The following is a 14,679-nucleotide window of genomic DNA, read 5'->3' on the forward strand; positions in this document are numbered from 1 at the left end:
ACCCTTCGTCGACGTTCAAACCTTGCATTCTGAACGGCTGCTCAGGGTCATCAGTTCCGGCTCCGGAAGGACATTCTTGCGCCGCCATTTCCCGACATGTCTGGTCCTATTAAATTGGACCTTCAGGCTGAGGCCGAATCGACTCTTCTCGGACCCGTTTTCACGCGACCATGATGGGCTTTTGGTGTATGATTGTACTTTCATACAGGAGGGGGACGTGGACGTCGCCACCTGGCTTCGCGGTATCGGCCTGGGACAATACGAGAAGGCCTTCCGCGACAACGATATTAGTGAAGAGGTTCTTGCCCACCTGACGGCCGAGGATTTGACGGGAATCGGCGTGACCTCCGTCGGCCACCGGCGCAAGCTGCTCGATGCGATTGCCTCACTGGCCCTGGGTTCGAGGTCGGCGCCCATTGGCGCATCCGCATCGCTGAAGACGGCGCTGCCTTTATCCGCCCCGACAGAGGCAGAGCGGCGGCAGCTCACGGTGATGTTCGTCGACCTCGTCGGGTCGACCGAGCTAAGCCATCAGCTCGACCCCGAAGAGCTGCGGGCGGTGATGCGGAGTTACCGAAGCGCGGTAACCGAAGAAGTGGACCGTTTCGGGGGGCACGTCGCCAAGTTCTTGGGCGATGGCATTCTTGCATATTTCGGCTGGCCGAAGGCACAAGAGGACGCGGCTGAACGGGCGGTCAAGGCTGCCCTTCGCATTGTGGCGGCAGCTGGTGGAATCAAGACGCAAGAGGTTCCTCACCTTCGTGCACGCATCGGCATTGCCACAGGGTTGGTGGTCATCGGAAGCCTAGGGGGAGGGGAGGCAGAGCGCCCGGACGAGATCGTCGGGGAGACGCCGAACCTCGCAGCACGGCTGCAGCAGGCCGCAGGGCCGGACCAGGTTGTGATTTCCGAAACCACCCGGCACCTCGTCGGAGGGATTTTCGACCTGGAGGACCTGGGAAGGCAGCCGATCAAGGGGATCGGCCCCTCGGTAGCCCTCTGGCGGGTCCACGGCATCGGGCGCAGTGAAAGTCGGTTCGAGGGACTTCACGGCACGATGCTCACGCCGTTCGTCGGCCGAGGCCGCGAGATCGATCTGCTGCTCGAGCGCTGGGGGCGGGTCAGGCGAACGATGGGCCAGTTTGTCCTCGTAACCGGGGAGCCCGGGATCGGAAAATCGCGACTGGTGCGCTTTCTCGGGGATCGACTGAGAGGGGACCGGCTCCAGGAAATCCATTTCGACGCCTCGCCGTACTACGCGAACTCGGCGCTACGGCCCGTCATCTCGGAAATCCGGCGCTCCGCGGAGTTTGCAAGCATTGACCCGGGCGAAACACAGCTCAGGAAGCTCGAGCTTCTTCTGGGAAGGGCTTTGTCCGATACCAGCGGCGCCATCCCTGTCATCGCCGATCTGCTCGGCGTTCGAACCGGCGAGCAGCATTCGTTACGTGATCTGACCCCTCAGCAGAGGAAGGCCATGACGTTTGCAGCGCTGCTGAACTGGGTTGAGGGGCTCGCGACGCGGCATCCGCTGCTCGTGGTCGTCGAGGACGCACAATGGCTTGACCCGACGACGCTGGAACTGGTCGATCGGATCAACGATCGGATCGCCCAATTGCCAGTGCTGCTGCTCGTCACTTTCCGGCCGGAGTTCAAGCCGGCCTGGAGCGGCGCACACGTTGACTGGATCGTGCTCGAACGGCTCGATCCGATTGAGGCGGCCGCAGTGGCCGAGGCCGTTGCGGGCAAGCGTCTTCCGCAGGAAGTCTTGAACGAGATCGTCGCGCACACCGACGGCATTCCGCTGTTCATCGAGGAATTGACCAAGGCGATGCGCGATCTCAACGTCCTTGTCGACGCAGGAGATCACTTCGACCTTTTGGGATCTCTGCCTGCAGTCACGGTTCCCGTGACACTTCAGGACGCGCTGATGGCTCGGCTCGACCGCCTGCCGCCCTCCGCAAGGCATGCCGCGCAAGTCGGTGCCGTGATTGGGCGGGAGTTCGATCGTGCGCTGCTGGCGAGCGTGAGCGACATGCCTGCCGGTGAACTGGAGACGGCGCTCTCGGAACTGATCGGAGCCGAGCTAATCTTGAGCGGCGGCACCGCGGCCAGCCCGGCACACATCTTCAAGCACGCTCTCATTCAGGACGCCGCCTACGAATCGCTCCTCAAAAGGCGCCGCCGGGAACTGCACGGCGCGATTGCCGACGCGCTGGTCAACAGATTCAAGGACACGGCCACAGCTCATCCCGAACTCGTCGCCGGCCACTACGGCAGGGCCGGGCTCGTCGGGAAGGCAGTGCCATATTATCAGGCTGCGGCACGCACGGCGATCATGCGCTCGGCGACAAAGGAAGCGCTGGACCAGCTCGATAACGGTCTCTCGCTTCTCGAAACGCTGCCGGAAGGCTTGGAGCGCAACCGATTTGAACTCGGGCTCCGCCTTGCGCTCGGGGATGCGCTCCGGGCGGCTAGGGGCACGGCGGCGGTCGAAACGAGCACCGCTTATGCTCGCGCCCGATTCCTGGCAGGGCAAACGGGAGCGGAGCGCGAGAACCTCCGGGCCAGCTACGGCGAGTTTCTCTGTTACTACAATCGCGCGGAGCTCGATCGCGCGCGCGAAGTCGCCAACGAGCTGATGCGCGCGGCGGCGCGCGCATACGGCGAGGGTGGCCCAATCGGAGTGGACGCAGCCGGATTCGTTGCCCTTTGGATGGGCGATTTTGCCACCGCACGCTCTTTCCTGGAGCAGCGGGTCTCGACAAGGGCACCTGACCTGGACCCTCTGCTCGGTGCCGACATCGCCGACGCCGGACCGAACCTCTACCTTGCCCGGACGCTGCTCATTCTGGGCTACCCCGAGCAGGGGTACCGGCGGTGCCGGCAGGGTCTGGAAACTGCGGAGAAAACGCGCCAGCCCTTCGCGATCGTGTTGGCTCTCGCCAACACGTGCGTCTACTACCACTTGTGCAAAGACTGGCTCGCCCTTCGGCGCGACAGCGAGCGCCTGATTGCTCTCGCGTCCGAAAAGGCCATGCCTGCAATGTTGAACAAGGGACGGGGCTTTCGAGCTGCCGCACTCATCGCTGAAGGAAATGCAACCGAAGGCCTCGAGACCCTCAAATCCTGCTACGAGCACGACGTGAACGCCGGTTACCTGGTGATGATGCCGTACTACGAGTCCATTCTGGCTGAGGCTTACCTTAGTAGTGGCAACGTTGAAAATGCGCGACGCGTGCTGGACGACGCGTTCGAGCGTGCGACTTCGACCGGCGAGCGTTGGTTTGATGCCGAGCTGTACCGACTGAAAGGGGAGTTTGCTTTGCGCGAGCCTGGTCGCGACGGCGACTTGGCGGCGGAATCTTTCGACAAGTCGGTAGAGACTGCCGGGGCGCAGGCCGCCAAATGGTGGGAGTTGCGAGCTGCGACGCAGCTCGCACGCCTGTGGGCAGAGCGAGGCGCCGGGGAGAAAGCCCACAGTTTTCTGACACCCGTTCGCGACTGGTTCACCGAGGGTTTCGAAACCGCCGACGTCAGAGAGGCCGAGGCCCTGCTCAGCGAGCTGGAGCGTGCTACGCTATATGACACGCCCTCGGTTCGGCGGGAATAGCCTTGGCCGTTAGTTGGTGGAAGGGGCAGCGCGTTCAACGGGCGCGGTCGCGCCAATTGCAGTCATTCCAGAACACACGTTTGACTGCCTGCTACTGGCGCACCTTACTCGTTCCAGTGGACGAGGCGAACAGCAACAAACCATCCATCTCGGCCATTGGCGGCAGCCAGTTGGTAGAGTTTGACCCTAGAACGCCAGCGTGTGAGACCACCGCCGCCGGGGCGAGCGCATGCCGGGTCGGCACCCACCGGGTTCATCGGCGGGCGGGGGCGGGATGGTTTGTGGGGCCCCGCATCAATGCGCGTGACCCCTCGCTCACAGACTGGATGATCGCGTTGAAGACGGTGATCACTATTGAACAGAAGCCGCCGATACCAGGACGAAGCCGCGGGTCTTGTTCTCGTTGTCGGAGTCCTGGGTGTTCATGGCATCGAAAAGCTCAGATGTCTTCACCCACACTGGAGGGTATTTATACCGTGCGACATCAAGGATGAGGAAGCGGTCTGATTTCCCATCATAGGCTGCTAGCGGCGAGATATGGCCGCCCTTCTCCTGTCTGATTGCCTTGCGGAGGTAGTTGACGATCACGAAATGGTTCGACTGGCCGAGATGGGAACTCGCCAGCTTGCGGAACTCGTCGACTGAGCTGTCGGCGGCATGATGGACTTCTGCCTTGACCGGCTGCGTCGCAAGAATTCCACCGATCTGATCGAGGGTCATACCTTTCTTCGCCAAAACATCTCGGGCGAGAATGGCGTCCGTTCGTTCATCGAGGACATTGTCCTGCGTGAAAGTGCGATATGGCTCGTACTCCGGAACCGAAGGCGCCGGTACATTGAGCGCGTTCAGCACCATGACGATGCTGGCGACACCGCAATAGGACTGTGTCTTCTGCGTCAGAAAGTTGCTTGCGAGAGGGAAATAGGCCTCCCGTGCATCGCTTTCGACGAAGTAGTTTTCGCCAATATCAGAACTAAAGCCGGCCAGATTGTCAGGAAGCTTCAGGGTTTCGGCGCTTGCGCTGGTGACGAACAGCCCCAATGCGACCACTGCCCCATGAACGAAGTGCTTAGACATGGCAACGTCTCCGCTGGGTGATCGTGCCACTATACCAGAAGGACGGGCGTGTATCACCATCCCCGTTCAGGGTCGAAGGTCGGGTTCGAGAGGAGGGGCCGTATCCGGCGCGCCCGGCCGACAACTTCGTTCAAAGTTCGGGATCTCCTCATGGCCGGCTGCTCTCGCCGCCAAAACCATCCAAATCGCTCTGAACGACCGAGTTCGACCCTTTTTGGCGGTCGTTCAATTGCGAGCGTCGCATGACGCGATCTGACCCAACGCGGACACTAGAGATTGGCGGCAATCGCAATTCTTCTGTCGCATCCTGCAAATGAATGCGACGGTGGGCCTGCTTACTTCCACCGATGAATGGCACGGGGCCCGATCTCACCCCGGCCGAAAGCATCGAGAAGGAACAAGTCATGCCCACCACCAAGCGCCGCGCACTGATCCTCATCTCGTCCGGCCGCCAGCTGCCGCTGGCCGAACCGGCCGACATCAAGTCGATCTCGACCGGGTTCTTCCTGGTCGAGATGGCTCAAGTGCTCAAGGAGTTCGAGAACGACTACGAGTTCACCTTCGCCACCCCCGACGGCAACGCCCCGCAACTCGACATCAACGGTATGGCCCTGTCCGTGCAATCCATCGAGAAGACCGGCGCCAAGACCATCCCCCTCCGTATGCAGCAGCGCCGCCGCTCGTTCGATGTCAACAGCTTCCGGCAGCGCCACCCCGAGTTGGTCGCCCGCCGCGAACAGGATGTCCAGTTGCTGGAGCGCCACATCGGCCGGATCCCGGTCTCCGAACTATTGCCGAACAGCGAGCCTGAGCTCGCCGAGTACCGCCCCGAACTGATCCGCCGCCTCGACAAGCTGCCCGAGGGCACCTTCCACTCGCTGCAGGAACTCGTCCTGCGTCACCGCGACCCGGCCGATCCGTTCACTTTCGCCGACTTTGACTTCATCCACACCCCCGGCGGTCACGCCCCCATGGTCGACTTCCGTGACAACCTGTGGCTCGGCGAAACCCTCCACGTAGCCCGGGAGAACGGCGTCATCATCTCGCTGATCTGCCACGCGCCCGTGGCGGTGACCTCCACTCGGCAGCGCATCGACGCGCAGGGCCACCCCTACCTCGTCAGCGACAACCCGTTCCTCGCCGCCACCATCTCGACCGTCCCCACGATCGGCGAGCTGTTCGCGCTGCGGTTCCTCTACCCACGCGTCCCCGGCAAGAGGACCCGAACCTCCTACTTTGTCGACACGGCCGTCAAGGAAGCTGGCTTCAAACTTGCGACGTCCCTCAACATCGCCGCCCCGCTACTGGCCTACGAGCCGTCCGTGCGGCTGCTCACCGGCAACGGCCCGCAGGCCATCGACCAGCAGGCCGCCAAGCTGCGCAGCGTCCTCACCGGCACCCGAGCCGCCCGGCGCGCCAGCGGCAAGCAGTTGAGCGAGCAACCGTTACCGTCCACCCTGCCGATCACACAGTGGGCGACCCGGTAGAGCAGATGGATCACTGGATCGGTGGCGGATTCGGGTACGCTGTGATCGAACTGGGGTCGGGCTAGACGACGATAGGACAGCGGCGCTCATATGCCGCCATTACGGGCGAGTGAAAGGCCTGCCATGACACGGCTACCAATCGACAAATGCAAAGTCCCACAGGCCTTTTGGCGCGCGGTAGAGCGGGCTGGCATCTCACCGGCGGCATTGTTGAGGCAAGCTCGATTGCCTGCGACGCTCCACATTTCCGAAGACGCTTGGGTCAACACCGCCCAATACTTCGACCTCTGGCAAGCACTGGAGGAGCTGTCGGGCGACCCCGCCATCGGGCTGCATATCAATGTGGCGGCAGATACAACGGTCCATCCCCCCGCGACCATGTCGGCCTTCTTCGCCAAGGATTTCCGCGACGGCCTCAACCGTCTTGCCAGGTTCAAGCGGCTTTGCACACCGGAAGAGCTGCACGTTATAGAACGTGATGGTGAGGCTTTTGTGAGCTTCTCCTGGATCCACGCCGTTGGCCCGGAGCCTGACGTAGCGGTCGATGTGACGTTTGCAGCAATCCTTGAACTGGGACGACGCGGAACAGGTCGTCACATCGTCCCGCTGCGAGTAGAAATGACCCGGGCAGGCCCAACCACCAGTGCACACAGGGAGTACTTCGGAGCGCCAATAACCTTCGGGGCGCCCAAGAACCAGCTGGTGCTGCGTGCCTATGATCTGGACCGACCATTCGCTGGGCACAACCCCGAGCTGCTCGCCATCCTGACACCGGCACTGTTGGCCTCACTCGACGAGATCGATGCGCAAAGCTCGTTGCCAGAACAGGTGAAGATTGTCCTGAAGCGGCGGTTGGCCAGCGGCAAGCCCGAACTTGCGGATGTGGCCAACGTCCTGGGGATGAGCGAACGCACGCTGCAGCGCCGTATTTCTGAATCTGGGACGAGCTTCAGGCTGCTACTGGAGGCTTCGCGCCAGGAGGTTGGTCGCGAAATGCTGGCCAGTGGCGCGAACGCGACCGATGAGATTGCCTATCTCCTGGGGTATCAGGATACCAGCTCGTTCTATCGCGCCTTCCGCGAATGGGAAGGCGTCACCCCCGCACGGTGGCGCGAGCAGAACACCGAGGCCTCTCGCCTAAATTAGAGATTGGCGCCCATCGCCAGTTTTCTGTCGCAACCTGCAAATGAACTCGACAGGGGGCCTGCCTACCTCAAGAGAAGTGCCCAATGGCACCCAAATCATGAGGTAGTTTAATGTCGAAAATCTGGTTCATCACCGGTGCTAATCGCGGCTTCGGCCGAATTTGGACGGAGGCAGCGCTCGCGCGCGGCGATAAGGTTGTTGCCACCAGCCGCAGGCCTGATGCGCTTCAGGACCTCGTCGAAAATTATGGCGACGCAATCCTTCCGCTAGAGCTGGACGTGACCGATCGCAATAGGGCCATCGCCACGGTCGTAGAGGCACTGGATGCTTTCGGACGACTCGACGTGGTCGTCAACAACGCCGGCTACGGCTTGTTTGGCGCTGTCGAGGAAGTGTCTGACAAGCAGGTCCGAGACCAGATGGAAGTGAACTTCTTTGGTGTCCTGAACGTCACGCAAGCCGTGCTGCCGCAGTTCCGCAAGCAGGGCAGCGGCCACCTTATCCAGGTCACCAGTATGGGCGGTGTAATGGCATTTCCCAATCTAGGCGGCTACCACGCATCGAAGTGGGCGGTCGAAGGTCTCACGGAGTCGCTTGTGCAGGAGGTTTCGAAGTTCGGCATCAAGGTCACCTTGGTCGAGCCTGGCGGCTACGAGACTGACTGGGCCGGCGCTTCCGCTGTCCATGCAGCACCGCTTCCCCAATACGATTTCATCCGGCAAGACATGATGGCTATGGCCGAGCGGATGCCGGCGAATTTCGTGGGCAACCCCGCTGCGACCGGCCCTGCGATCCTCAAACTTGTTGACGCACCGGAGCCACCCTTGCGGCTACTTCTCGGAGTTGCGCCAACCCTGATGATTGGGGACATCTATGCCAAGCGCCTTCAGACTTGGAAGGATTGGGAGCATGTGACAATCGCCGCAACTGGCAAGTAGTGCCAAGCAGCACCAGCCGCACCTGCCAACTGGAAATAGGGACGCCGCGAGTTGCGGCGCCCTTCAATAACAGCGTAGTCCGCAATTGGCGCTGCCTGCTCGTTCCGCTCGACGAGACAGACGGCAGAGAACCACCCAACCAAGCCGTTTGACCCGCACTGGCGGCTGCTGAGTAGGCGAAGTCCGCATCGCCTCGATCGCGCTAAGAGCGGACATGCGCCTTAGTCTTTCGTGAGAGGCAGCCGCCCAGTGTCATGACTAGCTCTAGGCGTGCGACCAGGCGCCTACTTCCGAACGGCTCACGATGACGCTACCCGCCTCGATTTCGCGCTGCATCCGCTGTCCCAAAGTTTCAATATCGACCTCAAAGGCCGTCGCAACGCCCCGGCTCTGGATTTCCGGCAGCATCGTGACAATGAGTTCGGCGGTCTGGTGTGACCAGTCGAAGCCGCCATTGGTTCCCCCAACAACCGCCTCCATACGCATTGAGGGCGCGGTCAATCCAGCCGCGCGGAATGCCGCATCGAGCTTGATACCCATATTGGCCTCGATACCGCTGCGCCGGAACGTCTCGATGATCCATCGACAGCATTGGTCGTAGGTCGGCGCCGGCGGGCTGGATCGACAGCCGTCCCAATCCGGCTCATGGAAGACGATGGTCCCTCCAGGCCGGAGATGACGAGCGACGCCACGCAGCATGGCCACAGGATCGGCTTGAAACATCAAGATGTAGCGGCCGATCACGGCGTCGAACGGTCGGTCGAACGAAAGTGCCGCGGGATCGCCTTCACGGAAGCTGACATTCTGGATCGGATGCGCCGCCGCACGCCGCTCCGCCGCCGCCAGGGCCGCTGGAGCCCGATCTGCGCCGATGACCTGACCTTCGCTGCCAACCATCTCGGAAACCAGGAATGTAACATCACCCGCGCCACAGCCCACGTCGAGCACGCGCATCCCGGGGCTCATGCCCGCAGAGAGCAAGATTCTTCGCGTGATCGGGTTAATGATGTCCGCCTGATGGCTGAGACGCCTGATCTCGCGATCGGAATGGACGAGAATATACGGGACGTGAACGTCGGCACCAGCGCCACCGGCGACTTCCATGGCCTGCCTCCCCTCATACGACTGTTCCCCAAATGGGGCATCGTGCTGGTCGACGACTATGCGCCGATGCCGCAGCCAGTCAACGAGACTCGCTGTCCACCTCAGCGCGAATGTCGCTTCAGGGTCACGACCGCCGGTTCCGCTAAAGGTCAGCTTTCGGGCCGCCAAATCGCCCCGGGGAAGGGTGGGTTCGGGTCATCGGCGTGAATTCGCCCTCGACGAACGAACTTCCGCTCGGGGTCGTCTTTGCCCGTTGGCGCGCTGTCGCAAATTTGGGCGCCGCCGCATCACGATTGGACCCTCAATCTTTCGCCATTCAACTCTGCTTGACCCCCCTAGCAACCGCGGCGCAGTGTTGCCATGCGTGCGTAATATGCGCAGTCCAATTGGGGTCGTCCTTGGTGAGTGCAGCGGACGTCAATACGGGCAGCCATCGTGACATCAAGCGCCAAGGATCTCATCGCCAAGGGCTATATCGGCGAACTGTCCACCCATTCGCGCGGCTCGACAGTCGAGGTCGCGATCGCGCGGATCGACCACAAACAGGCCGACCACAAGAGCGCGCCGAAACCGGCCTGCGGCGCGACCGATGCCGATATGCTCGATTTCGGCACGGGTTTCGACTGTTTCGACCCGGCGAGCGAAACGGCTCACCGACCGCTCGCCAGTGAAGTAGCGGCAAACCGCGAAAGACTTGTCGAGGCGATGCGCGCCGGCGGCTTCAACAATTATGCCCGCGAATGGTGGCATTTCACGCTGGAAAACGAGCCGTTTCCAAGAGAACGCTTCAACTTTCCCGTCGGCGCCGAGTAGCTCCGCCGGCCACCGTGGGATGAAACCCTCGTTGACCCTGCGCGGCCATTGCCGAAGGGCTGGCGGTTTCTAATTATCGCCTCCGGGAGCCCAGGATCCCGAGTCACGCTGTGTGAGGAAAAACATTCCTCATTTAGAGTAAAATAGGCGAAAAATTGCTTCACTAGGCCAAAAAAGGCAACATTGAATGCATCTAAATTCTATCAAATCGGTAGATTTGGCGCGAGTTCAACGGAGGCGGAAATGACCAAACCTCATTTCAGGAAACTGCTCGGCGCGCTGGTCGCCACATCTGTCCAGTTCGGCACGCTCGGTTTCGCGTTTGCCGATACCACCATTCTCAATGTGTCCTATGACCCGACGCGTGAGCTCTACAAGCAATTCGACCAGGCCTTCGCCGCTCACTGGGAGGGCGAGACGGGCGAGACCGTCACCGTCCAGCAGTCGCATGGCGGATCCGGCGCCCAGGCGCGCGCCGTGATCGACGGCCTCGACGCCGACGTGGTGACGCTGGGGCTGCAAGGCGACATCGACGCGATCGTCTCGAAAACGAAGAAGATCAATCCCGCCTGGCGGACGAAGTTCGAGAACAATTCGGCTCCTTATACCTCGACCATCGTCCTCCTCGTCCGCAAGGGCAACCCGAAGGGCATTCACGATTTTGGCGATCTCACAAAGGACAGCGTCCAGGTGATCACGTCCAATCCCAAGACCTCCGGTGGTGGCCGGTGGGCCTACCTCGCGGCCTGGGCCTGGGCCAACACCAACGATGGCGGCGATGAAGCCAAGACCAAGGAATTCGTCGGCAACCTCTATTCCCATGTTCCGGTGCTTGACACCGGCGCGCGTGGCTCTACCGTGACCTTCGCGCAAAAGGGCCTTGGCGACGTGCTGATCGCCTGGGAAAACGAGGCCTATCTGGCGCTGGACGAGTTCGGCGCCGATCAGTTCGAAATCGTCATCCCGCCGACCTCGATCCTCGCCGAACCGCCGGTCGCCGTGGTCGACGCCAATGTCGATGCCAAGGGCACACGCAAAGTTGCCGAAGCCTATCTGGGCTATCTCTATTCCAAGGAAGGCCAGACGATCATCGCCAAGAACCACTACCGTCCGGCGAAGCCCGACCTGGTGCCTGCGGAGGATCTCGCCAAACTGCCGGAAATCAAGCGGATCAGCATCGACGATCCAATTTTCGGCGGATGGACGAAGGCGCAGCCTTACCATTTCGGCGACGGTGGTATATTCGACCAGATCTACAAGCCAGCGCAGTAAGATAAAATCTAGATCAGGACGACACCCGCCAAGGCGGGGTGGCGGTTCAGACAGCCGAGCGTCATTCCGGGTTTCGGATTGACGCTCGGCTTCTCGCTTGCCTACCTCACGCCATCATCCTCATCCCCTCTCAGGGTTGGTCTGGCGATCGGCGGCGCTCGGCTGGACCGATTTCTGGGCGATCGTCACCGATCGCCGCACCATCAACGCGCTTGAAATCAGCTTCGGTACCGCCTTCATTGCCGCCGCCGTCAACGTCGTCTTCGGCACGATCGTCGCCTGGGTGCTGGTGCGCTACAGCTTTCCCGGCCGCCGCATCGTCGATGCCATGGTCGACCTGCCCTTCGCGCTGCCGACGGCGGTTGCCGGCATCGCGCTGACCGCGCTCTACGCGCCGAATGGCTGGGTCGGCAGCCTATTGGCGCCGCTCGGCATCAAGGTCGCCTACACGCCGCTCGGCATCGTCATCGCGCTGATCTTCATCGGTCTGCCTTTCGTCGTGCGCACCGTCCAGCCAATCATGGAGGAGATCGACAAGGAGGTCGAGGAAGTGGCCGCCACCCTTGGCGCCAACCGCTTCCAGATCATCGCCCGGGTTCTGCTTCCGGGCCTCGCGCCAGCCATTGTCACCGGCTTCGCGCTGGCCTTCGCGCGCGGCGTCGGCGAGTACGGTTCCGTCATCTTCATCGCCGGCAACCTGCCGTTCAAATCCGAGATCGCGCCGCTTCTGATCGTCATCCGGCTGGAGGAATATAATTACGCCGCGGCGACCGCGATAGCGGCGATCATGCTGGCGCTCTCCTTCGTCATGCTGCTGGTCATCAACCTGGTGCAGACCTGGAGCCGTAAACGCTATGGCTGACCCGGAGATCAAATCCTACGCGCCGCACCACGAAAGCCGGTCGCCGGCGGTGACCGAGAGCCGGCCGGCGCAAGCCGTGCTGATGGTGGTGACGTTTGCGTTCCTCGCCATTTTCCTGCTCCTGCCGCTGATCATCGTCTTCAACGAAGCTTTCGCCAAAGGTATCGAGGCCTACACGCAGGCGCTGGGCGAACCGGACACGCGCTCGGCGATCCGCCTGACGCTTCTGGTCGCGGCGATCTCGGTGCCGCTCAACATCGTCTTCGGTATTTCCGCCGCCTGGGCGATCGCCAAGTTCGAGTTCAAGGGCAAGGCGTTTCTGACCACACTGATCGACCTGCCGTTTTCGGTCTCCCCGGTCATTTCCGGCCTGGTCTATGTACTCCTCTTCGGCGCGCAAGGCCTGCTCGGCGCCTGGCTCAAGGCGCATGGCATCGTCATCCTGTTTGCCGTGCCGGGTATCGTGCTGGCCACCGTCTTCGTCACCTTCCCCTTCGTCGCCCGCGAATTGATCCCGCTGATGCAGGAACAGGGCAATGGCGACGAGGAGGCTGCCCTGTCGCTCGGGGCCAACGGCTGGCAGGCGTTCTGGTACGTGACGTTGCCCAACGTCAAATGGGGATTGCTCTACGGCGTGTTGCTGTGCAATGCCCGTGCCATGGGCGAGTTCGGAGCGGTCTCGGTCGTGTCGGGCCACATACGCGGGCTAACCAACACCATGCCGCTGCATGTTGAAATCCTTTATAACGAGTACAATGCCGCCGCCGCCTTTGCCGTCGCTTCGCTGCTTGCCGGCCTGGCGCTCGTCACGCTGGTCTTGAAAACACTTCTCGAGATGCGCTACGGCGCCGAGATCGCCGCGACGCGCGGACACTGACAAATGCATGTCGCCCAAAAGTGTGTAGCGGTTTTTGGACAACGACATGCATCGACAAAAAGAGACGGTTGATGGAAGTTCGCGTTGTCAACGTGCGCAAGGAGTTTGAGCGGTTTCCGGCGCTTCACGACATCTCGCTCGACATCAAGTCCGGCGAGTTGATCGCGTTGCTCGGACCTTCCGGTTCCGGCAAGACGACGCTGCTCAGGCTGATCGCCGGGCTCGAGCGGCCGACACGCGGAAAGATCTTCTTCGGCGAAGAGGATGCCTCCCAAAAGTCGATTCAGGAGCGCAATGTCGGCTTCGTCTTCCAGCACTACGCGCTGTTTCGCCACATGACGGTCGCCGACAATATCGGCTTCGGCCTCAAGGTCCGGCACGGGCCGTCACGCCCGTCGGCGAAGGAAATCCGCCGCCGCGCTTCGGAACTTCTCAACCTCGTTCAGCTTTCCGGTTTGGAAAAACGCTATCCGGCACAGCTTTCGGGCGGCCAGCGCCAGCGCGTGGCGCTAGCCCGCGCCATGGCGATCGAACCGGCCGTGCTTTTGCTCGACGAACCGTTCGGCGCGCTCGATGCGCAGGTGCGCCGCGAACTGCGCCGCTGGCTGCGCGACATCCACGATACGACCGGCCACACCACCGTTTTCGTCACCCATGACCAGGAAGAGGCGCTGGAGCTTGCCGACCGCGTCGTGGTGATGAGCCAGGGCCGCATCGAGCAGGTCGGCACCGCCGACGAGATCTACGACACACCGAATTCGCCGTTCGTTTATGGCTTTATCGGCGAATCGAGCTCGATCCCCGTCAAGGTCGAGGACGGCCAGGTCTGGATCGCCGACCGCCCGATCGGGCTGTCCGCGCCGCAGGCGCCGCAAGGCGCAGCGACGCTGTTCTTTCGCCCGCACGACGTCGATCTGGTGGAAGAATGCAACGGCTGCATCGCCGGCACGGTCGCCGCCAGCCGCCGCGTTGCCGATACCAGGCGGGTCGAGCTCGAAATCGGCGGCGAGCGCCAGCGGGTCGAGATCGAGCTGCCCGTCGATCATCCGGCGGCGCAGAAAAGTCGCGTGGCTTTTAGGCCGCGGCGCTGGAAGCTTTTTCCGGCTGCTTGATTACGAGGCGATTACCAACTTGTGCACAACAAGACGTTTCGGCCCGCTCTTTCAACGCGCCTTAGCGAGAGCACAAGGGTCATCGGATTTTTCGGGAAAGCCGCAAAGCCGTAGTGCTCGTAGAAGGCTTTCGCTTCGTCCGATATGGCGTGAACAAGAAGGCCGCGAATCCCGAGGATCGTCGCGGCGTAACGCGTGCGCAGAACGGCGTCTTCCAACAGCGCGGCGCCTAACCCCTTGCCTTGCCAGCTTGTGTCCACGCTGCTCGAATGTCGCGCGGTCGACGTCGAGCAGCCTGATGGAGCAGGTCTGCACGGCCTTGCCGTTCAAGATGGCTTTGGTCACCGCGATCACGTTCCCGGCGGAAACTCGCCGTCG

At 61.9% G+C, this 14,679-nt stretch carries 10 protein-coding genes and 2 pseudogenes; 9 read left to right on the forward strand and 3 right to left on the reverse strand.

The window, feature by feature from the left end:
* The first annotated feature begins 217 nt into the window (after nt 1-217).
* Entirely contained in the window at nt 218-3,613 is a 3,396-nt protein-coding gene (locus NKH63_RS26840) for an AAA family ATPase (protein WP_352919486.1), read from the forward strand.
* Nucleotides 3,614-3,964: 351 nt separating this feature from the next.
* Here NKH63_RS26840 and NKH63_RS26845 read toward each other — a convergent pair whose 3' ends face one another.
* On the reverse strand, nt 3,965-4,690 hold the full coding sequence (locus tag NKH63_RS26845) for a phytochelatin synthase family protein (RefSeq protein ID WP_352720509.1): 726 nt from the start codon (nt 4,688-4,690) through the stop codon (nt 3,965-3,967).
* Nucleotides 4,691-5,094: 404 nt separating this feature from the next.
* On the opposite strand from NKH63_RS26845, the gene NKH63_RS26850 reads away from it, so the two are divergent.
* The 3 genes from NKH63_RS26850 to NKH63_RS26860 all read left to right on the forward strand — a co-directional run bounded on the left by NKH63_RS26850 (nt 5,095) and on the right by NKH63_RS26860 (nt 8,261).
* Nucleotides 5,095-6,177: a type 1 glutamine amidotransferase family protein gene (locus NKH63_RS26850; RefSeq protein ID WP_352919488.1), complete on the forward strand. Its 1,083-nt coding sequence runs from the start codon at nt 5,095-5,097 to the stop codon at nt 6,175-6,177.
* 123 nt (nt 6,178-6,300) lie between these two features.
* The gene (locus NKH63_RS26855; RefSeq protein WP_352919490.1) at nt 6,301-7,323 is read left to right on the forward strand and encodes an AraC family transcriptional regulator; all 1,023 of its coding nucleotides are present in this window, start codon (nt 6,301-6,303) and stop codon (nt 7,321-7,323) included.
* 110 nt (nt 7,324-7,433) lie between these two features.
* The gene (locus NKH63_RS26860; protein ID WP_352720503.1) at nt 7,434-8,261 is read left to right on the forward strand and encodes an SDR family NAD(P)-dependent oxidoreductase; all 828 of its coding nucleotides are present in this window, start codon (nt 7,434-7,436) and stop codon (nt 8,259-8,261) included.
* A 264-nt stretch (nt 8,262-8,525) separates the two neighbouring features.
* Here the strand turns inward: NKH63_RS26860 and NKH63_RS26865 are convergent, their stop codons facing one another.
* Nucleotides 8,526-9,365, reverse strand: coding sequence for a class I SAM-dependent methyltransferase (locus tag NKH63_RS26865; RefSeq protein WP_352720501.1), 840 nt, complete (start codon nt 9,363-9,365; stop codon nt 8,526-8,528).
* Nucleotides 9,366-9,800: 435 nt separating this feature from the next.
* On the opposite strand from NKH63_RS26865, the gene NKH63_RS26870 reads away from it, so the two are divergent.
* From NKH63_RS26870 to NKH63_RS26890, 5 genes and pseudogenes are all read left to right on the forward strand, one after another.
* Entirely contained in the window at nt 9,801-10,178 is a 378-nt protein-coding gene (locus NKH63_RS26870; protein WP_352720499.1) for a M15 family metallopeptidase, read from the forward strand.
* Nucleotides 10,179-10,421: 243 nt separating this feature from the next.
* Complete coding sequence (locus NKH63_RS26875) at nt 10,422-11,450, forward strand: sulfate ABC transporter substrate-binding protein (protein ID WP_352919494.1); 1,029 nt, start codon at nt 10,422-10,424, stop codon at nt 11,448-11,450.
* A 12-nt stretch (nt 11,451-11,462) separates the two neighbouring features.
* Nucleotides 11,463-12,312 (forward strand): annotated as a pseudogene (gene cysT, locus NKH63_RS26880) (sulfate ABC transporter permease subunit CysT).
* Complete coding sequence (gene cysW, locus NKH63_RS26885) at nt 12,305-13,189, forward strand: sulfate ABC transporter permease subunit CysW (protein ID WP_352919496.1); 885 nt, start codon at nt 12,305-12,307, stop codon at nt 13,187-13,189. The pseudogene cysT and the gene cysW overlap by 8 nt, the downstream one beginning before the upstream one ends.
* A gap of 71 nt (nt 13,190-13,260) precedes the next feature.
* Entirely contained in the window at nt 13,261-14,301 is a 1,041-nt protein-coding gene (locus tag NKH63_RS26890; protein ID WP_352919499.1) for a sulfate/molybdate ABC transporter ATP-binding protein, read from the forward strand.
* 11 nt (nt 14,302-14,312) lie between these two features.
* Here the strand turns inward: NKH63_RS26890 and NKH63_RS26895 are convergent.
* A pseudogene (locus tag NKH63_RS26895) lies at nt 14,313-14,564 on the reverse strand (GNAT family N-acetyltransferase); the annotation flags it as partial.
* Nucleotides 14,565-14,679: the final 115 nt, after the last annotated feature.

The sequence above is a fragment of the Mesorhizobium sp. M0960 genome (assembly GCF_040319055.1).
Classification (GTDB): Bacteria; Pseudomonadota; Alphaproteobacteria; order Rhizobiales; family Rhizobiaceae; genus Mesorhizobium.